We start from the raw sequence: 21,229 nt of genomic DNA on the forward strand, positions 1-21,229 counted from the left end.
AATTTGCTTATACTCTTAATTTGATAACGGACAAATCCGTCTTTTCCTAATGAGAACTGTTCCGTTCAGAAAAGATGCTCCAGGGCTACCTTCTAACATAACTATCTAGAGAATCTCCCAGCTAATGATTCTCCTCTCTGAAGACGTTTCATGTTATACTCTTCCCCTTCAAGGCATTTATATGATTGTTAATTATTATATACAATAGTGTAAAAAACGAAACCTTATTCGTCAAGATAAATTTAAGACTACAACTTTTTGGGCGAATACAAAAAAAGATAAGTAGCATCCTCTACTTATCTTCTTTATCCCGCTATTTGCGGGCAGTAAGACCTCTACTGATTAAAGCTTCACTTTATCCGTTCCCTTGCTGGGCAGCTTGTAATTGTGACAGGAAATATTCTATATTACTAACGAGCCAATGCGATTGTTGCAAGCTCTTTACTCCGCGCATTTCATTTCCCTCATTGCGATTCTCTCTTCTTTTCTTATAAGATTGGATTTGCCTGATAAATTGCGATGGATATGTCATATAAGCAAACATGAGAAGTTGCTCTTCTTTCGTAAACGGAAAATTCTTTTGATACATTTGATACCATTCAAACCGATCACTTCTCGCAATTGGATATGTGTTTAAAGACCGTGAATAAAAACCTACTATATCTTGCACAGGCGTTGCAAACTTCGATTTTTCTAAACTAATAAAATAGCCATTCCGCTCATAGTCAAATAAAAAATGATTAAGTGACACGTTACCATGTACAAAAGTAATACGTGTTTTTTCCTTTTCTTTCATCGCATCGTTCCACTCATTTAATTGCTTCGTTGCAAATTCCCGCGCCCTCATTACATGATGATAGTACGTACAATATTGCAATTCAAACGGAGACATATACCACTTCGCTTCAGACTCTACAAGAAACTCTTCTAACATCTCACCATCATTCTCCCAGCGATCGGATATATTCGTATAATGCTTTTCTAAATCCTCTTCTGTATACGTTTCTTCTTTTACCGTTTTTTGATGCAACGTTCCAAGTGTTTGAAACATTTTATGGTATTGATCATTATCCTCGCCGTTTCCTTCCGCACGCTCTAACCAAGGCATTAAGTAATAATTATACGTTCCGTCACTTAAAATATAATTTCCATCCGTCGCGTGGTATATAGGTACATAATTCGAAAAACCCTTCTCCTTCAAATATTGAACATGATGCAAAAAATTATTCCGCTCTAACTTTCTATCTTCTATTTTCTTGAGCGCATATGGACCTTGATTCGTGTAAATCTTCGTTACACTTCCGTGCTCTTCCATGTGCTGCGTATCTAATCTATACTGCCTCACAATAGGTTCATAGCGATTTCGCAATTCAATATCCATACGAATTACCCTTTCTATTCAAAACATATCCTCTAGGAAATTAAGGAAGTGTAGACACTCACTCCCTTATTTCGCTTTTGCTTTCGAAACGGGAATATAAATAATTTGCCCTGTAGTTAAATATATATCTTCTGTTTGGTTTACACGGTATAAGTTTTGTATAGACGTTTCATAACGTTCTGCAACAGATTCGATTGTATCTCCTTCTTGCACGAAATACATTCTTAACTTTGTAAATTCTTCTTCCGGTTCTTTCGTAAATAATTTCGTTAAATAAAGCGCATTTTCATCTCGCTGTGAGTACACTTCTTCTTGTTCTTCCTGCTTTTTCGCTTTTTCTTTCTTGAAATCTTTTCGTCCGAACAATTCAAACTGTGGCGTTGTTTCTTTCTCCTCTTCACGCTCCACAAATTCATGTTCTTCTATTTCCTCTTCCTCTAATTCCTGCTCTTTTCTTTCCTCTAGTTGGAACGGTTCAAATGCATAATCTTCCCACTCATCCGATTCCTTATAGGCTGGTTCTTCCACATGCGGCGTGGGTCTATTTTCATCCTCTTCCGCTGAATCATCTTCTAACTCAGCATCCGCCGTCTCTTCCTCTTCATCCTCGATTCTTTCCTCATCACATAAACCTGTAATAGATATATCCGCCAGTAATTGTAAGCAACCATTTTCCTTTAACTCATAATCAAATTCCTCAATTGATACATATAATTCTTCAATTACTTTCACCCGATTTCTCGGAATTGATATTTCAAGCGGAAAGGAATGAACAAGTTCATTAACCCCATCTTCCCTTGTTTCTACATAATCAATTGACTTTGCTGGTGATAACTCTCTTAACGAATAAGCTGAATCATCTTGCCTTGCAACATACTCTCCCGTTAAATCTAACTGCCCTCTCACAATTACTTCATGATCGAGCTCTTCTATCTCAACGTCTGGATCTAACGAAATTGACAAAAGTTCTTCGACTTCCTGTCCTTTTTGGAACCAAACAGATTCTTTTAATGAAAATCGTAATGAATGATCTAGTGCCACTTCTTTTCCCCCTCCCAAACTATATGTCATTACAGATTTATGTTTCTACAGCCTACTTTATGAATAAAAAAATCGCTCCCCTTATGGAGAGCGATTTTCTTTCATACACTATGCTTTTAATTTTGACATTGCAATTTCAGCCGCTGCGATCGTTGCTTCAATATCTGAATCACTATGTGCTGTCGATAAGAATAAACCTTCAAATTGAGAAGGTGGTAAAAATACACCTTGTTCTACCATTTCACGATAGTATGCTGCAAAAAATTCTAAGTTCGAGGATTTCGCTGCATCATAATTAATAACCTGCTCATCTGTAAAGAAAATACCAATCATAGAACCTGCACGGTTAATGTGATGCGGGATACCATGCTTTTCAGCTGCTTTACGCAGTCCAGCCTCTAACATTTCTGCTTTACGCTCAAATTCTACATATGATTCTGGCGTTAACTGCACTAACGTTTCATAACCTGCTGCCATTGCAAGTGGGTTACCTGATAAAGTACCAGCTTGATAAATCGGCCCACTTGGCGCAACTTGGCGCATAATTTCTGCTTTACCACCATATGCTCCTACTGGTAAACCACCACCGATTACTTTACCTAAGCAAGTTAAGTCAGGAGTTACGCCGTAGTAACCTTGTCCACAATTGTAAGCAACTCGGAATCCTGTCATTACTTCATCAAAAATAAGTAGTGAACCGTTTTGCTCTGTCACTTCACGAAGTCCTTCTAAAAATCCTGGCTGAGGAGGAACAACGCCCATATTTCCTGCCACTGGTTCTACAATTACACAAGCGATGTCATCACCGAATTGTTCGAAAGCATATTTTACACTTTCTAAATCGTTGTACGCTACTGTAATCGTATTTTGTGCTACACCTTCTGGTACACCAGGGCTATCTGGTAAACCTAGCGTCGCTACACCAGAACCCGCTTTAATTAATAAAGAATCACCATGGCCGTGATAACAACCAATAAATTTCAAAATTTTGTTACGGCCTGTATAACCACGAGCTAAACGTAGTGCACTCATTGTCGCTTCCGTTCCAGAGTTAACCATACGCACAATCTCAATCGATGGTACGCGCTCAATAACAAGTTTCGCTAATTTATTTTCAATTTCTGTTGGTGCACCGAAGCTTGTACCTCTTTCAGCGACAGATTTTAACGCTTCAACAACTCGATCATTTGCATGTCCATGAATTAAAGGACCCCATGATAATACGTAATCGATGTATTCATTCCCATCGATATCATATACTTTAGAGCCTTTTCCGCGCTCCATAAACAACGGATTCATACCAACAGACTTAAAAGCACGGACAGGGCTATTTACGCCTCCAGGCATTAAATCTTGGGCCTCTTCAAATGCTGCAATCGATTTATCAAACTTTTTCATTATTTAGCGCCTCCTTCTTGTAACCATCTTGCTGCGTCTTTCGCATGATACGTAATAATTAAGTCCGCTCCTGCACGCTTCATGCTTATTAATTTCTCTAATACAACTTCTTTTTCATTAATCCAACCATTTTGTGCTGCTGCTTTAATCATAGAATATTCACCACTTACATTGTAAGCAACGACTGGTAAGTTAAAGTTATTTTTCACATCACGAACGATATCTAAGTAAGAAAGAGCTGGTTTTACAATTAAGAAGTCTGCCCCTTCCATTACATCTGATTCTGCTTCACGGAATGCTTCCATACGGTTTGCTGGATCCATTTGATATGTTTTACGATCACCGAACTGCGGTGCACCGTGCGCAGCATCACGGAATGGTCCATAAAATGCTGATGAATATTTTACAGCGTACGACATCACTGGTACGTGTCCAAAACCATTTTCATCTAATGCATGGCGAATTGCCGTTACGAATCCGTCCATCATATTTGATGGCGCAATAATGTCTGCTCCTGCTTTTGCTTGACTTACAGCTGTTTTCGCAAGAACTGCAAGAGACTCATCATTTAAAATAATCCCATCTTCAATTACACCGCAATGACCATGACTTGTAAATTGACATAAACATGTATCGGCAACTACTACTAGTTCAGGGAACTCACCTTTAATTTGCTTAATAGCACGCTGTACAATTCCATGATCACAATATGCTGATGATCCAACTTCATCCTTTTCAGCAGGTAAACCAAATACAATAACAGAACGAATACCTAAATCAACGACCTCTTGCATTTCAGCTTGCAATAAATCTAAAGACATTTGATATACGCCTGGCATAGAAGGAACTTCATTACGAACATTTTCACCTTCTAGTACAAAAATAGGGTAAATAAAATCTTCTGTATGTAAAAACGTTTCACGCACAAGCGCACGCATATTACCGCTTTGTCTTAAGCGACGATGACGATTAAATTGTAAAGAGTTCATAGATTTCTATCCCCATTCTTTTATTTTGATTATGCATGTAAAGTAGATTCACAAATGCATTGTATTAACGATTCTATTGTGTATTTTTCTGGCACGATAACTTCTGAGAAATAACTTCTTGCCTCTTTTGCTGTTATCGGTCCTATACAAGCAATTGTACATTTTTTTGTCCATTCTCTCCAGTTTGTACCCTCAAGTAAACGAACAAAACTATCAACAGTTGAAGGACTCGTAAATGTAATAATATTTACTCTCCCTAATTTCAACGCTGTTATCAGTTCTTGTTTTTTCTCTACATTTGCTTTCGTACCGTATACGATTAGCTCATCTAGAAAAACACCAAACTCCCTAAGTCTAACTGGGATTACATCTCTTGCTAAGTTCCCTTTTGGAAATAAAATACGCTCGTTTCCACTTAATTCTTTTAGAAACTCTTCGGCAAATACTTCTGCAACAAATGAGGTCGGAACAAAATGAACTTGATAGCCCCTTTTTTCTAACTCCAATTTTGTTTTCACGCCTACTGCAGCAATCTTAATTGCTGCAGGGAGTTTCGTTCTCAAATCATCTAGAAAAAAAGCTACACCATTTTTACTCGTAAAAATAACCCAGTCATACGAATGTAGTTGCTCTGCTATATGTTGAATTTGCCTAGAAGACGTACCCTCCATACGCAAAAGCGGAATTTCCAATGGAATTCCGCTCTGTTCTTTCACTGCTACACTCATTTGTTTCGCTTGATGCTGGGCACGTGTAATCAATACCGTTTTACCAGCGAGAGCATTCATACTTATTGTTGCCCCTTATTTGCAGCAAGAATGAGTTCTTTTGCGCCTTGTTTAATTAAACGGTCCGCTGCCTCTAGTCCTACTTCCACTGAATCAGTGCCTGCTACTGTCTCTTTCAATAAAACAGAACCGTCCATAGAACCGACAAGCGCTGTTAATTCAATTGCATCATTTTCTGTAAGAGTTGCGTATCCAGCGATTGGAACTTGGCATCCACCTTCAAGTTTATGAAGAAATACTCGCTCGGCTGCTACTGTTCTTTCTGTTACGGCATCATTCATATGCGATAATAACTGTAATAAATCCTTATCGTCCTCACGACATTCAATCGCTAATGCCCCTTGTCCTACAGCTGGTACACATAACGTTTCATCTAAATGTTCTGTAATAACTTCCCCGTCCCAGCCCATTCTCTGTAATCCAGCTGTCGCTAAAATAATTGCATCGTAATCTTCATCTTTTAACTTACGTAAACGTGTATCGATATTCCCTCGAATCCACTTCACTTGTAAATCTGGTCTCGCAGCTAGTAGTTGTGCACTACGTCTCAAACTACTCGTTCCTAAAATTGCGCCTTCTGCTAGGTCTTTAAATGATTCTCCGTTTTTTGAAATAAAAGCATCACGAGGGTCAACGCGCTTTGGTGTACAACCAATCGTTAATCCATCTGGAAGTACAGCTGGCATATCTTTCATACTATGTACTGCCATATCGATTTCTTTCGTAAGTAACGCGTGTTCAATTTCCTTAACAAACAAACCTTTTCCGCCTACTTTTGAAAGAGTAACATCTAAAATAACATCACCTTTTGTGACGATTTCTTTCACTTCAAATTCATATGGTAAACCTAGCGCTTTTAACTGATCAATAAACCAATTTGTTTGTGTTAATGCTAGTTTACTCTTTCGTGAACCTACAATAATTTTGCGCATAATTTTCTCTCCTCATTATAAATACCAAAAGTGGAAATTGGATAAACTGCTCAATAGAAAAATGTTAACTAGTATTACGAGAAATGCCCCGATATTCCACAGCACAATTTTCTTACCTTGCAACACATCTGCCGCTCGTAAATATAAACCTGTGCAATATACAAATAGAACGACAAAAGACCCGATTACTTTCGTATCATACCAATGGAAATTATCCAATTTTGTATATCCCCATATGCATCCTAATATAATTGCTAATAAGAAAAACGGAACAGAAAATAAATTTAATCCGTAAGACATAGATTCAAGCTTCGGCAAATTGCCTAATCTTCTTAATCTCGCATTCCATTTTTTCTTTTTTAATAGTCGATATTGCAATAAATACATAATAGAAAAAATAAACGATACAGTAAACGTTGCATAAGAAATAATCGCCATACCGACATGCACGTATACAAGCTCTGAAACCAATTGCTCCGCAAGTACTGGCGACATCTTTCCGAGCGGTGTAAAAATAGAAAAAGCGCTTACGCCAAATGCTACAACATTTGTAAAAAAGACTAAAAAGTCAATGCGCATAAATCGGTTAATGACTAATGACATCGTAATCAATAACCAAACATAAAAATAAATCCCTGATAATAAAGTTAAAATAGGGTTCGTTTCTGAATCCGTAGCCCTAAGCAACATAAAAATAGACTGCAGAACCCATACAATCGAAAGTAACCAAAAAGCAAATCGGTTCGCCTTTCGGTTACTTTGGAAATAATCTATAAAATATAAACTAATGCTACAAGCATATAAAATAATTGCAATATGATAAATAATACTGTTATTAAAAAAACTCATCCGATCATCCTTCCAAATTATAAAGATGGAACGGATGGTGTCCACGCTCTTTTATGTTTTACTTCTTCCGCACGACTCTCTACTTCTTCCATTTCTAAATCAAAAATCTTCGCAAATAAAGCTAGTTTTTCCGTCGCCCCATCTTCAGCAGCTATTTCCTTCGCTACTAAAATTGGATCTTTTAACAATTGATTGATAATACTTTTCGTATGCTTACTAATTACTTTTTTCTCACGATCACTAAGAGTTGGTATTTTTCGCTCAAGACTTTCCATCGTGTCACTTTGAATCGCTAGCGCTTTATCACGAAGAGCCGATATTAATGGCACAACACCAAGTGTACTTAACCACGTTTTAAATAAAACCATTTCCTCTTCAATCATAAATTGAATTTTCTCTGCTTCTTTCAAACGCTCAGCACGGTTTGCTTCCACTACACCTTGCAGATCATCAATATCATATAAGAAAGAGCCTTCTAACTCATCAATCGCAGGATCAATATCACGTGGTACTGCAATATCAACCATAAATAACGGACGACCAGAGCGCATTTTCTCTACTTTCGTCATCATCTCTTTCGTAATGACGTACTCTGATGCACCCGTTGAACTAATTAAAATATCCGCTTCTAATAATGCACATTGCAATTCACTTAAAGGCTTTGCATGTCCCATATATTTCTCAGCCATTACTTCTGCTTTTGAAAGCGTCCTATTCATAACTGTTACTTTACGAGCTCCACTTCCATATAAGTTTTGCAGCGCAAGTTCACCCATTTTACCAGCACCAAGAATAAGCACGTGACAATCTGTTAACTCGCCGAATATTTTCTTTCCGAGCTCAACAGCGGCATAACTAACAGACATTGCACTTTCACCAATGGTTGTTTCTGAGTGCGCACGTTTTGCTAACGTAACCACTTGCTTAAACAATTCATTAAAAATTGTACCTGTCGCCTTTACTTGTTGTGCTTCTAAAAAGCTATCTTTTATTTGACCTAAAATCTGCGTCTCTCCAACTACCATAGAATCTAAACCGCACGTTACGCGGAATAAATGATCTATTGCACCCTCTTGTTCAAAAATAGTTAAGTATGGTGCGACTTCTTCTATTTCAAGCTGAAACCAATCAGCTAAAAACTTCTTAATATAATACCGTCCCGTGTGTAATTGATCGACAACAGCGTAAATCTCAGTGCGATTACAAGTTGATACAATGACATTCTCTAACACGCTCTTTTGATTTTGTAATGTAATCATTGCTTGCTCTAGCTCTGCTGCCTGAAATGTGAGTTTCTCACGAAATTCTACAGGGGCTGTTCGATAATTTACACTAACAACAAGAATATGCACGCAGCATGTCCCCCTTCACCCGTTTTATCACTTTATCTACTATCATAATACAACTTTCCTCTTATGAATCTGACAATCGTGTGAACAACCGATTATTTTTTTATTTACTCTCCGTATGTAATGAAGGAGATTCCGTAAAACTAATTAAAAACTTCTACTTTATAATGATTATAAATTAATAACTCTATTTGTACGTTACCAAAAAAAGTCCTCATAATCAAGTGATGGAAACTATTCCATATAAATTATAACATCATCTTTCCTATCTTCTTTCATCATGAAGGAAAATATGTATGATTGTTCCAAAATACAATACACACTTTCTCAATACAATGTATTTGACATCTTATTTCTTTTTCGTTATATTGATTTTACAAAATTAAATTGTGCACAATTTAAAAATCACAAGGAGTTGCTTATGAAAGAAAATCCTTTACATCTAGATAACCAACTTTGTTTTTCTATTTACGCTTGTTCTAGAGAGGTTACTCGTTTTTATCGACCGTATTTAGAAGAAATGGGCATTACGTATCCCCAGTACATTACTTTACTCGTACTATGGGAGCAAGATGGACTAACAGTAAAAGAAATTGGAGAACGTCTATTTTTAGATTCTGGTACGTTAACACCTATGTTAAAACGAATGGAATCATTACAACTTGTAAAACGTGTTCGTTCCAAAGAAGACGAGCGAAAAGTTTGTATTGAATTAACAGAACAAGGTAAAGATTTAAAGGAAAAGGCTTGTTCATTACCAACAACGATGGCTACAAATTTAGGAATTACAGAGCAAGAATATCGTTCTTTACTAATTCAATTAAATAAACTAATTGAAACAATGAAAACAATTAATGATCGAAAAGGGGAATAAAGATGGATAAATTATATACTGCTTCAGTAACAGCAACAGGTGGAAGAAACGGGAAAGTAGTTTCAGATGACGGCATATTAAATCTTGATGTAAAAATGCCGAAAGCACTAGGTGGTGCAGGCGGAGAGGCAACAAATCCAGAACAGCTATTTGCTGCCGGTTATGCAGCTTGTTTTGATAGCGCATTGCAACTTGTCATTCGTACAAAGCGTGTGAAAGTGGAAAGTACAGAAGTAACTGCTCACGTTTCTATCGGAAAAGATACAGATGGTGGTTTCGGGCTATCTGCTGTACTTGATGTACATGTCGCTGGCGTTTCTCATGCAGAAGCACAAGAACTTGTAGAAGCCGCTCACGGTGTATGTCCTTACTCGAAAGCAACAAGAGGAAATATTGAGGTTACATTAAACGTACGTTAGTATATATAAAGAAAAAAACGCGCGACATTCGTCACGCGTTTTTTGTTTTTGTCATTTTATGAATCGCTTTCCACGCCTCTTCTTTTCCAAGTCCTGTTTCAGAAGAGAATAGAACGATTTCATCGCCAATTTCAACAGCAAGCGTTTCTTTTACAACTTTTAAATGCTTTTGCCATTTCCCTTTCGGAATTTTATCGGCCTTCGTTGCAATAATAATTGTTGGGATTTCATAATGCTTTAAGAAATCATACATCATCACGTCATCTTTTGTTGGTTGGTGACGTAAATCAACTACTAATACAGCTGCGTCTAATTGCTCACGTGTTGTAAAGTACGTTTCAATCATTTTGCCCCATGCCGCGCGCTCCGATTTAGATACTTTCGCATATCCATAACCTGGAACGTCAACAAAATGCATCATTTCATTGATTAAGAAAAAGTTCAGCGTTTGCGTTTTCCCTGGTTTAGAAGAAATACGCACTAACTTTTTACGATTTAAAATTTTATTAATAAAGGAAGACTTCCCGACATTTGAACGACCTGCTAATGCAATTTCTGGTAAATCACTGTCTGGATATTGTTCTGGTTTAACAGCACTAATTACAATATCTGCTTTTGTTACTTTCATTGTTTCACTCCTACTAATGCGTGCTCCAATACTTCGTCTAAATGAGATGCAAGCACAAACGTAAGATTTTCTTTTACGCTTTCTGGAATATCATCTAAATCTTTCTCGTTCTCTGCTGGCAAAATAATTTTTGTTAAGCCTGCGCGATGAGCACTTAATGTTTTTTCTTTCAATCCACCAATTGGTAATACACGACCTCGAAGTGTAATTTCACCCGTCATACCAACTTCTTTACTTACAGGAATACCTGTTAGTGCAGAAATAAGTGCCGTTGCCATCGTAATACCTGCTGACGGTCCATCTTTTGGAACTGCTCCTTCTGGAACATGAATATGAATATCATTTTTCTCATGGAAATTTGGATCGATCTGAAGCTCTTCTGCACGAGAACGAATATAGCTAAATGCTGCTTGTGCGGATTCTTTCATAACATCCCCAAGTTTTCCTGTTAAAATTAATTTCCCTTTACCTGGTGCTACAGACACTTCAATCGCAAGTGTATCGCCACCTGCTGCTGTATACGCTAACCCGGTTGCCATTCCGACTTGGTCTGTTTTCTCTGCTTGTCCATAACGGAATATATGTTTACCAAGTAAATCTACAATATTTTTCTCTGTCACAACAATACGTTTACGTTCTGCTGTTACGATAATTTTCGCTGCTTTACGGCAAACTTTTGCGATTTGGCGCTCTAGCGTACGAACACCAGCTTCACGTGTATAATAACGAATAATTTCAAGAAGCGCTTCATCACGTACTTGTAAATTACCTTTTCGTAAGCCATGCTCTTTTAATTGTTTCGGCAGTAAATGCTCACGAGCAATATGAACTTTTTCAAGCTCTGTATAGCCAGCAATCGAAATAATTTCCATACGGTCAAGCAGCGGTCCTGGAACACTTGAAAGTGTATTAGCAGTTGCTACAAACATAACTTTCGATAAATCATATGGTTCTTCAATATAATGATCACTGAAGTTATGGTTTTGTTCTGGATCTAACACTTCAAGTAATGCTGCTGATGGATCTCCACGGAAATCGTTAGACATTTTATCAATCTCATCTAATAAGAAGACTGGATTAACTGTTTTCGCCTTTTTCATACCTTGAATAATGCGTCCTGGCATTGCTCCAACGTACGTACGACGGTGACCACGAATTTCAGATTCATCACGTACGCCACCAAGAGATACACGGACAAAATTACGATTCAATGATGTTGCAATTGAACGCGCTAATGAAGTTTTCCCGACCCCTGGAGGGCCTACTAAACAAAGAATAGGTCCTTTTAATGAGTTCGTCAATTTTTGTACAGCTAAATATTCAAGTACACGCTCTTTCACTTTTTCAAGACCGTAATGATCTTTGTTTAAAATCTCTTCAGAATGAGCAAGGTCAATCATATCTTCTGTTGCTTCTGTCCAGGGAAGCGCCAGTAACCAATCAATATAATTGCGAATAACACCGCTCTCCGCAGAACTCGCTGGTAACTTTTCATAACGATCTAATTCTTTCAGTGCAGCCTTCGTTGTTTCTTCAGGCATTCCCGACTGTTCAATTTTCTCACGAAGTTCTTCAACTTCCCCGCCCTTACCTTCTTTATCGCCAAGTTCAGTTTGAATCGCCTTCATTTGCTCACGTAAGAAATATTCTTTTTGCGTGCGCTCCATTGAACGTTTCACTTTTTGTCCAATTTTCTTTTCTAAACTAAGTAATTCTTGCTCATCTTGAATAATTGAAATAAGTGTATGTAATCGTTCTTTCACAGATACAATTTCTAAAATCTCTTGTTTCTGCTTCGTTTTAATCGGCAAATGAGAAGCGATTAAATCAGCTAGTCTTCCTGGTTCTTCTACATCAGCTACCGTTGCAAATGTTTCATTTGAAACTTTTTTCGAAACTTTAATATATTGTTCGAAATGCTCTAGTAACGTACGCATAAGAGCTTTCTCTTCTAAATCATCTTCTACTTCTTCAGTTACCGTATTAATAGCAACTTGCACTACATTTTCTTCTTCAATAAACTCCACTACTTCTGCTCTATGTAAACCTTCTACAAGGACACGAAGCGTACCGTTCGGCAATTTTAACATTTGCTTCACTTTCGCCACTGTACCTACACTATATATGTCATCTTCTTTCGGATCATCGATATTCATTTCTTTTTGCATTGCTAAAAAGATGATATTTTCATCCATTGCCGCCTGCTCTAGTGCTTGTATCGATTTATCACGTCCTACATCAAGATGCAGAACCATCGTTGGATATACGAGAACGCCTCTTAATGGTAGGAGGGGTACGATTCTTTCATTCGTATTCATACTAGACATAGCACCTCCATAATAAATTAAACTCCTGTTCAACTATTTTATATTACAATACATCTAGATGCAATTGCAGAGATTCTCAGCAATTGTAAATCCCTTGTTTTTTCTCCCTTATGAAAAGAAAAAAGACTCCGCTTAAGCATACAAACTTAAACGAAGTCTGGCAAATTTTATTATTATCCATTCTCACATTGATTGTGCATCTGTTTCGTCTCCAGCTGTATGTACATCAAGCCCACGATGCATATTTTCCTGCATAAACGTTAGCTCAAATACTTCTTTTAACTTACGAACAGGAATGATTTCAATTCCCTTTATTGTATACAAAAAAGGTTGCATGTTTTCAGCTGGAATAATAACTTTCTTAGCCCCTGCTTTTTTCGCTGCTTTTATTTTTGCGTACACACCGCCAATAGGCTTCACTTCTCCGTGTATACTTATCTCACCTGTCATCGCTACTTCATTATTCACATACGTACGATGCACCGCTGAATATACACCTGTTGCCATAGCGATTCCTGCCGAAGGCCCATCAATCGGGATACCACCTGGAAAATTAATATGTATATCGTATCCTTCCGGCAATACATCTAGAGAACGAAGTACTGTTAATACATTATCTACAGAACCTTTCGCCATACTTTTACGGCGAATCGATTTCGTTTGACTACCAATACTTTCCTCTTCTACAATTCCGGTAACATTTACCGATCCTTTATCTTTTGCAGGAATAGCTGTTACCTCAATTTCTAATAAAGCACCTGTATTCGGTCCATATACAGCAAGTCCGTTTACAAGACCAATTCTTGGAATAGGGTAAATACGTTTTTCATATTTCGGTGTAAGCTGACTAGAATGAACAACCCACTCTATATCTTCATCTTTAATGAAAGAGCGTTCCTCATTTATCGCCATACCAGCAGAAATTTGTACAAGATTAATTGCTTCTCGTCCATTTCTTGCATACATTCCAATCATTTCAATACCGTTCTCACCTATCTGCATTTCCACTTTATCAGCTGCATTCTTCGCTACTTTTTGAATTTCTTCTGTGTCTAACTCACGGAAGAACACTTCTAAACAACGCGACCGAATTGCAGGAGGAATTTCCTCTGGCGAACGCGTCGTTGCACCAACTAAGCGAAAATCGGCTGGTAAACCTTTTTGAAAAATATCATGTATATATGTTGGAATCATCGAATTTTCTTCACTATAGTATGCACTTTCCAAAAACACTTTCCGATCTTCTAACACCTTTAGCATTTTGTTCATTTGAATCGGATGTAATTCGCCAATCTCATCAATAAACAAAATGCCTCCATGTGCATCTGTTACAGCACCTTTTTTTGGCTGCGGGATACCCGCTTGCCCCATTGCACCCGCACCTTGATAAATCGGATCATGGACTGAACCAATTAAAGGGTCTGCAATACCACGTTCATCAAATCTTGCTGTCGTCGCATCAAGTTCGATAAATGTTGCATTCGTACGGAATGGAGATTTCGGATTTCGTTTCGCTTCTTCTAATACAAGACGTGCTGCCGCTGTTTTTCCAACACCTGGCGGGCCATATATGATGACATGTTGCGGATTCGGACCACAAAGAGCCGCTTTTAACGACCTAATCCCGTCCTCTTGCCCTACAATATCTAAAAAGGATGTAGGGCGTACCTTTTCTGCAAGTGGCTCTGTTAAAGAAATCTCGCGCATTTTACGAAGTTGTTCTAATTCTTTTTTCGATTCTCGATCAATTGAAACTTTTTGTGTTCGTTGATTTCGAAGTAAATGCCAAAAATACAATCCGACAATTACACCAAAAACAAGTTGAACAACTAAAAATATATTTGTCCAGCTCATCATTTATTTCCTCCCGCTATGTTTTACCTTTTAGTATTTCCTGGGAGGAATCGTGCTAAACATAAAGAAAAACAGCAATTATAAAAATTGCTGTTTCTTCTTCGCATTATGCAGATGTTTTTGTATCAAGTACAGTACCGTCTTGTAACACCAATTTCGGCGGTTCGTTATCAGCTACTGTTTCTTTCGTAAGAATACACTTCTCGATATCTTTGCGAGATGGAAGTTCGAACATTACATCAAGCATCAAGCCTTCAATAATAGAACGAAGTCCACGAGCACCTGTTTTACGTTCAATTGCTTTTTTCGCAATCTCAACTAGTGCACCTTCTTCAAACTCTAACTCAACATCGTCAAGCTCCAATAGTTTTTGGAATTGCTTAACAAGTGCATTTTTCGGCTTCGTTAAAATATCTACAAGAGCATCTTCATCAAGCGGCTCTAGGTTCGCAATAACTGGAAGACGACCGATAAACTCCGGAATTAAACCGAATCTTAAAAGATCCTCTGGTAAAACGTGAGATAAAACATGCTTCTCATTTACATCAGCATTTTTCTTCTCAGCACCAAATCCAATTACTTTCTCACCAAGGCGACGTTTAATAATAGGCTCGATGCCATCAAACGCTCCACCACAAATGAATAGGATGTTCGTTGTATCAATTTGAATAAACTCTTGATGCGGGTGCTTACGACCACCTTGAGGTGGAACGCTTGCTACAGTACCTTCTAAAATTTTCAGAAGTGCCTGCTGTACGCCTTCACCAGATACATCACGTGTAATTGATGGATTTTCGGACTTACGTGCCACTTTATCAATCTCATCAATATAAATGATTCCTTTTTCCGCTTTCTCTACATCATAATCAGCTGCTTGGATTAATTTTAGTAAGATGTTTTCTACATCTTCCCCTACATATCCAGCTTCTGTTAAAGATGTTGCGTCCGCGATTGCAAATGGAACATTTAAAATACGCGCTAATGTTTGTGCCAATAATGTTTTACCACTACCAGTTGGCCCAATAAGTGAAATATTACTCTTCGCTAATTCTACATCATCAATTTTGCTGTTAGAATTAATACGTTTGTAATGGTTATATACCGCTACCGCTAGTGCTTTTTTCGCGTTATCTTGTCCGATGACATACTCATCTAAGATTTCACGAATTTCTACCGGTTTCGGTACATCCTTGAATTCTACTTCTTCGTCCTTCGCAAGCTCCTCTTGTACAATTTCAGTACAAAGTTCGATACACTCGTCACAAATGTAAACACCTGGACCTGCAACTAGCTTTCGAACTTGCGTTTGTGTTTTACCACAGAAAGAACATTTTAATTGACCTTTTTCATCATTAAATTTAAACATATTTTCACACCCCTTACAAAGTGCTAATCTCTTGCCTTCGTATGTACACGATAAATGTATCGTATGTAAATACATATTATGTCACTACGTGGCGAGAAATACAAATAATATGACTAGTTATGTACAAATAAAAAAATTTTTAAACTTTTGAAATATGTATATTCGACTTACAAAGGAACTTTTCCTTCTTCATCTAAAAGTTTTATAAATATATTTCTATATTTATAAAACAAGGCACGATTAAAATCGCGCCTTGTTATTTTATTATGCAGCGTTGTCTACTAAGAAGTCTACAGCTTTGCGCACTTTAAGATCTTCAGCTAAAGCGTCTACGCTTCCAAGAGCTTGCTTGATAGCGTCTACTGGCATACCGTACATTTCAGCCATTTTTTCAACTTCTGCAGTTACTTCTTCTTCAGTAACTTCGATGTTTTCAGCTTCAATGATAGCTTCAAGAACAAGATTGATTCTTACACGTTTTTGTGCATCCTCTTTCATTTGCTCTTTTAATTTGTCAGCGTCAGTACCTGTGAATTGGTAGTAAAGCTCAAGGTTCATACCTTGTTGGCTTAAACGTTGCTCGAATTCACGAACCATACGATCTAACTCAGTGTCGATCATAGCTTCTGGAATGTCGATTTCAGCATTAGCAGCAGCTAATTCTACTACTTCGTCACGTACTTTGTGCTCAGCTTCGTGCTTTTTGCCTTCTTCTAAGTTTGTGCGAAGTTTCGCTTTTAATTCATCAAGAGTTGCAACCGCTTCGTCTGCTTCTTTAGCGAACTCGTCGTTTAACTCAGGAAGTTCTTTTGTTTTGATTTCGTGAATTGTTACTTTGAATGTTGCTGGTTTGCCAGCTAATTCAGCAGCATGGTACTCTTCTGGGAATGATACTTCAACGTCTTTAGACTCACCAGATTTAAGACCAATTACTTGCTCTTCGAAACCTGGGATGAAAGTACCAGAACCGATTTCAAGAGAGTAGTTTTCGCCTTTTCCGCCTTCAAATGCTTCGCCATCAACGAAACCTTCGAAGTCGATTACAGCTGTATCACCGTTTTCAACAGTTCCTTCTTCTTTAACAACTAGTTCAGCTTGACGTTCTTGTAAAGCTTTTACTTCGTTCTCTACATCTTCGTCAGTTACAGTTGTTTCAACTTTTTCTATTGCTAAACCTTTGTAATCACCTAATTTAACTTCAGGTTTCACTGTAACTTTTGCAGTGAAAATAAGGTTAGCATTTTTTTCGAACTTCTCGATGTCGATTTCAGGATGAGCAACTGGGAAAATACCAGCTTCATCGATTGCTTCACCGTATGCTTTTGGTAAGATGATATCTAAAGCATCTTGGTATAAAGATTCAATACCAAAGCGTTGTTCGAATAACGGACGAGGCATTTTCCCTTTACGGAAACCTGGTACGTTAATTGTTTTTACTACTTTTTTGAACGCAGCGTCGATAGAGTTGTTTACTTCTTTAGCATCAACTTCGATTGTTAAAACGCCAACGTTACCTTCTAATTTTTCCCATTTTGTAGACATTTATTCTTTCCCTCCAACTATAATAATGTATGCACATACCTCTATAGATTAAAATATTCATTATCTCTTTTTTGAAATAACAAATGCACAAATAATCCTCTAGCAAAAGCTTTCAGATATAATGTTCCAATCTACTAATTGTCTAAAAGACAATTACGGTATATTTTGTTCGAGAATAATATGAAACATATTAAGTAAGAGAATTACACTTCTCTTCTCTTACAAACAGGCAGATTTCTGCCTTTTGCAACCCTTACATTATAACATAGAATATGCTCGTTTCAATAACTGAACAATTCTTTTTCATAATTATACGGGCAAATATCCTTCTCTTTCAACACGTAATAACCATTGATAGGCAATATGGAACTCTTCTAATTCAATATTGTATGCTGTCATAAGTTCTTCTTCATCAATAGCCAATCCGAAACGCTTTCTTCCAATTCTCTCTAAAACAGCAGCCCAGATTTCTACTTTATCCATTAATAGAGCGAATGGGAAAACAGCAATTTGCAATTCTTTCCAATATGTAACCATCGCATCCAATATATCCGGATAATTTTGCTCTAATCGACTTGATAATTTATGTATAATGTTATCGGATTGCTCCTCATTATGACCTGTAAATGCTGGAATTACCTTGATCGTATTTCCAAACTTTTCTACTTCTATCTCTTCTTCTACTTGATTTTCTATCATTTTATACAAAATAGAAGTTTTCAAATAAGGGTGCTGCTGTTCGTCTATTAAAAATTTCTTTAAAACAGGTAATGCAAGATCCAAGTCTTTTAACGAAAGTTGCTGAATCACCCTTAACTTTTGCCCAAAGTTTTCACCAAAAATTCCATTAGTAAACTCATCCAAATCAAAATTAGAATCCACTAATGACGCATCTTCCTCATTTAGCATCCCTTCTGCAAATAAAGCGAGCTGCGCTAATTTTTCCTTTTGCTCCGGCATTATGTCTTTCGTTTGCAGAACCTTTTCAACAGTTTCAATAACACCTTCGTAATCATTTGTTTGAACTAAAATAGTCACATACGTTTCAAGAATATCACCAAATAATACAGCTCCTGTTTCAAGCAACTGTTCACATTTGTCTTTCGCTTCTTCCATACGTTTTAATTCTAGCAAACAAATAACTGAAGCTAATTCCGTTTGTTCCGTTTCCGCATTATACTGACGTAATATTTCAAAGCAACGCAATGCATCTTCGAATTTCCGCTCTTTCAGCGCTAAAAAACCTTCATCAATATAGCGTTCTGATAGTTGAGGAAACAATACGACCGTATTTTCTTTTTTAACCATACGTCCGCCTCTTTTTCTTGATTTTAGTGATCTTCAAAGTAAATATATCAAATGCGTAATGAGAACACAACATCCCAAAAATATTTGTTTGAAATATAGAAATATTTAATTTTTATATTTCATTATGAATAAATCCTTACTAAAAATTAAAATTGTATAAATAAAAATCCTTAGCAACAGGCGCAAAGGATTCATCATCAATGGAAAGCTTTTATAATTGTGGGGTATATTACAAGGGTAATAATTTGGAGAACAATAATTGCAATAACAATCATGCTAAAATAGAAGGTAAGTTTACTTCGCTTCATTAGAAACATAATAATAAGCATCGTACAAGCAAATAAACTTAAGAAAAACAAACTCGTTGTCGAACTTAGTATACCACTCGGGACAAAGAACAATAAAACTACACTACAAGTACCTATAATTCCAAATAACCATTCCATTCATTCACTCATTCCCTTTCCCTCTCATGGCGGTTTTTTCTAAGCTATTAAATGCTTCACAACATCAACTACGTACGTTAATTTCTCATACGCTACAAATCCAAATGCTACTGTTAAACCTGTTACGATTAATCCTTTCATCATTTCTTCCTCCTCGTTTTATCGTTGTTATCTTCATTATAGAGGATTCGTAACGTGTTACCATCGAACTTCCTTACAGTTACCTTACAGAATTGTAAGATTTCAAAAAAAGACTTAAAATCGTGTTAATATATTTTTGTACAATTAAGAATTTAATTTACAAGGGGGATTATATATGTTTAAAAAAATGGCTGCTGATGTTTTAGGATTAAGTGATGTAGGTTCTGTCATTACGCCGCAAGATTATGATAAAGTTGATGCTGATGATTACGTGATGCATGAAGACGGGGAGAAAATTTATTTTCTAATTAAATCAAAATCGGATGAATACTGTTTCACAAACAAAGGACTAATCCACCTAGATGGTACAAGTGCGACAAGCAAAAAGCGTACACTACGCCGCTTTAGCTACAGTAAATATCCCATTAAAAACGTAGCACTTGAAACTGCGGGAACGATTGATTTAGATGTAGAAATTAAGTTTCAAATGGGAGATGAGCATTACTCAATTGATGTTCATAAAAAACATATTGAAGAATTAAAAGATTTATATAAAGCTCTTCTTAAAATCGAAGAAATTTCATACGACAACGACATTACATTACAATACGCTCATAAAAGTTTAGATATGGCTTCTAATACTTTCAGCCGCATTACAAATGCACAAGTGAATCTGGCAGAGCAATTCAAAGAGATGAATGAGATCGCCTTTAACTGGCTCGTTGATACGAAGAAACAATATAACGTGAAAGACTACGGTTTTGTTTTTGAAAAGTTTATTAATAACTAAACAAAAAACCTTGTTATCAAAAGATAACAAGGTTTTCTTAGCGTCCCAGGAGAGATTCGAACTCCCGACCGTACGCTTAGAAGGCGTATGCTCTATCCGGCTGAGCTACTGGGACATGGAGCGGGTGAAGAGAATCGAACTCTCGACCAGAGCTTGGAAGGCTCTTGTTTTACCACTAAACTACACCCGCATATGTTATTTTCATTTTCATTACCGCCGATGTCCTATCGACAATACTTAGTATATTCGCAGCTCAACATAAAGTCAACACTTTTTTAAAAAAGAGGATAATTTTTCTTATCCTCTTTTAAAAACTGCTTGTTCAACTAGTTGTCCGTCTAATGTTTCAAAGCGAACATCTATATGTTTTTCATCCATTTCTAATAAGACAAATGTCTTTTCTACACGCTGACGGGGCAATAAAATACTTCCTGGGTTAATAAATAAAACTCCGTCAATGAATTCCGCACCTAATACGTGAGAATGTCCGAAGCATGCCACTTGCGCACCTACCTCTTCTGCACGGTACGCTAATGTTTGTAATGTCATTTTCACGTTATGACGATGCCCGTGCACGACTACGAAACGAATACCATCTACATCCGTTACAATTTCGTCTTGAAAGTTAGCATAGTCACAGTTCCCTTTTACAACGTGGAAACCTTGCAGTTCTTCATGAGCAGGTGTTAGCTCTGAATCACCGCAATGAATCATGACATCTACTTTCCCTTTATATTTCTCTTTTAAATGCTGTAATTCCTTCACAGAGCTATGACTATCGCTTACGATTAAAGCTTTCATCAATCT

At 37.0% G+C, this 21,229-nt stretch carries 19 protein-coding genes, 2 tRNA genes and 1 other annotated feature (1 of these 22 cut by a window edge); of the genes, 3 read left to right on the forward strand and 18 right to left on the reverse strand.

Annotated features, from left to right (window positions below):
- Positions 1–181 (reverse strand) — a binding site (T-box leader); it reaches 51 nt to the left of the window's first position.
- A gap of 174 nt (positions 182–355) precedes the next feature.
- From ysxE to hemA, 8 genes are all read right to left on the reverse strand, one after another.
- On the reverse strand, positions 356–1,381 hold the full coding sequence (gene ysxE / locus MR065_RS17735) for a spore coat protein YsxE (protein WP_242214580.1): 1,026 nt from the start codon (positions 1,379–1,381) through the stop codon (positions 356–358).
- Between the two features lie 66 nt (positions 1,382–1,447).
- Positions 1,448–2,452 carry a stage VI sporulation protein D gene (spoVID, locus tag MR065_RS17740; protein WP_242214581.1) on the reverse strand — a complete coding sequence of 335 codons (1,005 nt, stop codon included), beginning with the start codon at positions 2,450–2,452 and terminating at the stop codon, positions 1,448–1,450.
- 78 nt (positions 2,453–2,530) lie between these two features.
- A complete protein-coding gene (gene hemL, locus MR065_RS17745; protein ID WP_097905979.1) occupies positions 2,531–3,820 on the reverse strand; it encodes a glutamate-1-semialdehyde 2,1-aminomutase in 1,290 nt (429 codons plus the stop codon).
- A complete protein-coding gene (gene hemB, locus MR065_RS17750) occupies positions 3,820–4,809 on the reverse strand; it encodes a porphobilinogen synthase (protein ID WP_001087076.1) in 990 nt (329 codons plus the stop codon). The genes hemL and hemB overlap by 1 nt, the downstream gene beginning before the upstream one ends.
- Before the next feature lie 29 nt (positions 4,810–4,838).
- The gene (gene hemD, locus MR065_RS17755; protein ID WP_242214582.1) at positions 4,839–5,597 is read right to left on the reverse strand and encodes a uroporphyrinogen-III synthase; all 759 of its coding nucleotides are present in this window, start codon (positions 5,595–5,597) and stop codon (positions 4,839–4,841) included.
- A gap of 2 nt (positions 5,598–5,599) precedes the next feature.
- Positions 5,600–6,529, reverse strand: coding sequence for a hydroxymethylbilane synthase (hemC, locus tag MR065_RS17760; RefSeq protein WP_242214583.1), 930 nt, complete (start codon positions 6,527–6,529; stop codon positions 5,600–5,602).
- Positions 6,530–6,544: 15 nt separating this feature from the next.
- Positions 6,545–7,378 carry a cytochrome c biogenesis protein gene (locus MR065_RS17765; RefSeq protein ID WP_097905976.1) on the reverse strand — a complete coding sequence of 278 codons (834 nt, stop codon included), beginning with the start codon at positions 7,376–7,378 and terminating at the stop codon, positions 6,545–6,547.
- A 17-nt stretch (positions 7,379–7,395) separates the two neighbouring features.
- Positions 7,396–8,730 (reverse strand): glutamyl-tRNA reductase, encoded by a 1,335-nt coding sequence (gene hemA, locus MR065_RS17770; protein WP_242214584.1) that lies wholly within the window; start codon positions 8,728–8,730, stop codon positions 7,396–7,398.
- 418 nt (positions 8,731–9,148) lie between these two features.
- Between hemA and MR065_RS17775 the strand changes: the two genes are divergently transcribed.
- Positions 9,149–9,601 (forward strand): MarR family winged helix-turn-helix transcriptional regulator, encoded by a 453-nt coding sequence (locus MR065_RS17775; protein WP_000662437.1) that lies wholly within the window; start codon positions 9,149–9,151, stop codon positions 9,599–9,601.
- 2 nt (positions 9,602–9,603) lie between these two features.
- Complete coding sequence (locus tag MR065_RS17780; RefSeq protein ID WP_000359777.1) at positions 9,604–10,020, forward strand: organic hydroperoxide resistance protein; 417 nt, start codon at positions 9,604–9,606, stop codon at positions 10,018–10,020.
- A gap of 31 nt (positions 10,021–10,051) precedes the next feature.
- Here the strand turns inward: MR065_RS17780 and ysxC are convergent, their stop codons facing one another.
- The 7 genes from ysxC to MR065_RS17815 form a co-directional block, all read right to left on the reverse strand.
- Positions 10,052–10,648 (reverse strand): ribosome biogenesis GTP-binding protein YsxC, encoded by a 597-nt coding sequence (ysxC, locus tag MR065_RS17785; RefSeq protein WP_048372976.1) that lies wholly within the window; start codon positions 10,646–10,648, stop codon positions 10,052–10,054.
- A complete protein-coding gene (lon, locus tag MR065_RS17790) occupies positions 10,645–12,975 on the reverse strand; it encodes an endopeptidase La (protein ID WP_098266219.1) in 2,331 nt (776 codons plus the stop codon). Before lon ends, ysxC begins: the two co-directional genes overlap by 4 nt.
- Positions 12,976–13,158: 183 nt before the next feature.
- Positions 13,159–14,829, reverse strand: coding sequence for an ATP-dependent protease LonB (gene lonB / locus MR065_RS17795; protein ID WP_141436543.1), 1,671 nt, complete (start codon positions 14,827–14,829; stop codon positions 13,159–13,161).
- Between the two features lie 106 nt (positions 14,830–14,935).
- The gene (gene clpX / locus MR065_RS17800) at positions 14,936–16,195 is read right to left on the reverse strand and encodes an ATP-dependent protease ATP-binding subunit ClpX (RefSeq protein WP_000472285.1); all 1,260 of its coding nucleotides are present in this window, start codon (positions 16,193–16,195) and stop codon (positions 14,936–14,938) included.
- 264 nt (positions 16,196–16,459) lie between these two features.
- Positions 16,460–17,737: a trigger factor gene (gene tig / locus MR065_RS17805; protein WP_242214585.1), complete on the reverse strand. Its 1,278-nt coding sequence runs from the start codon at positions 17,735–17,737 to the stop codon at positions 16,460–16,462.
- 309 nt (positions 17,738–18,046) lie between these two features.
- Positions 18,047–19,045, reverse strand: a complete 999-nt coding sequence (locus MR065_RS17810) for a hypothetical protein (protein ID WP_242214586.1) — start codon at positions 19,043–19,045, stop codon at positions 18,047–18,049.
- Positions 19,046–19,242: 197 nt separating this feature from the next.
- Entirely contained in the window at positions 19,243–19,491 is a 249-nt protein-coding gene (locus tag MR065_RS17815) for a hypothetical protein (protein ID WP_242214587.1), read from the reverse strand.
- Positions 19,492–19,807: 316 nt separating this feature from the next.
- Between MR065_RS17815 and MR065_RS17820 the strand changes: the two genes are divergently transcribed.
- Positions 19,808–20,422: a PH domain-containing protein gene (locus tag MR065_RS17820; RefSeq protein WP_242214588.1), complete on the forward strand. Its 615-nt coding sequence runs from the start codon at positions 19,808–19,810 to the stop codon at positions 20,420–20,422.
- Positions 20,423–20,463: 41 nt separating this feature from the next.
- On the opposite strand, the gene MR065_RS17825 is transcribed toward MR065_RS17820, so the two are convergent.
- The 3 genes from MR065_RS17825 to MR065_RS17835 all read right to left on the reverse strand — a co-directional run bounded on the left by MR065_RS17825 (position 20,464) and on the right by MR065_RS17835 (position 21,223).
- Positions 20,464–20,537 (reverse strand) — tRNA-Arg (locus tag MR065_RS17825).
- A 1-nt stretch (position 20,538) separates the two neighbouring features.
- Positions 20,539–20,612, reverse strand: a tRNA-Gly gene (locus MR065_RS17830).
- A 107-nt stretch (positions 20,613–20,719) separates the two neighbouring features.
- Positions 20,720–21,223, reverse strand: a complete 504-nt coding sequence (locus MR065_RS17835) for a metallophosphoesterase (protein ID WP_242214589.1) — start codon at positions 21,221–21,223, stop codon at positions 20,720–20,722.
- Positions 21,224–21,229 lie beyond the last annotated feature (6 nt).

Origin of the sequence: Bacillus cereus group sp. BfR-BA-01383 (assembly GCF_022663495.1) — a bacterium.
GTDB classification, from domain to species: domain Bacteria; phylum Bacillota; class Bacilli; order Bacillales; family Bacillaceae_G; genus Bacillus_A; species Bacillus_A cereus_AU.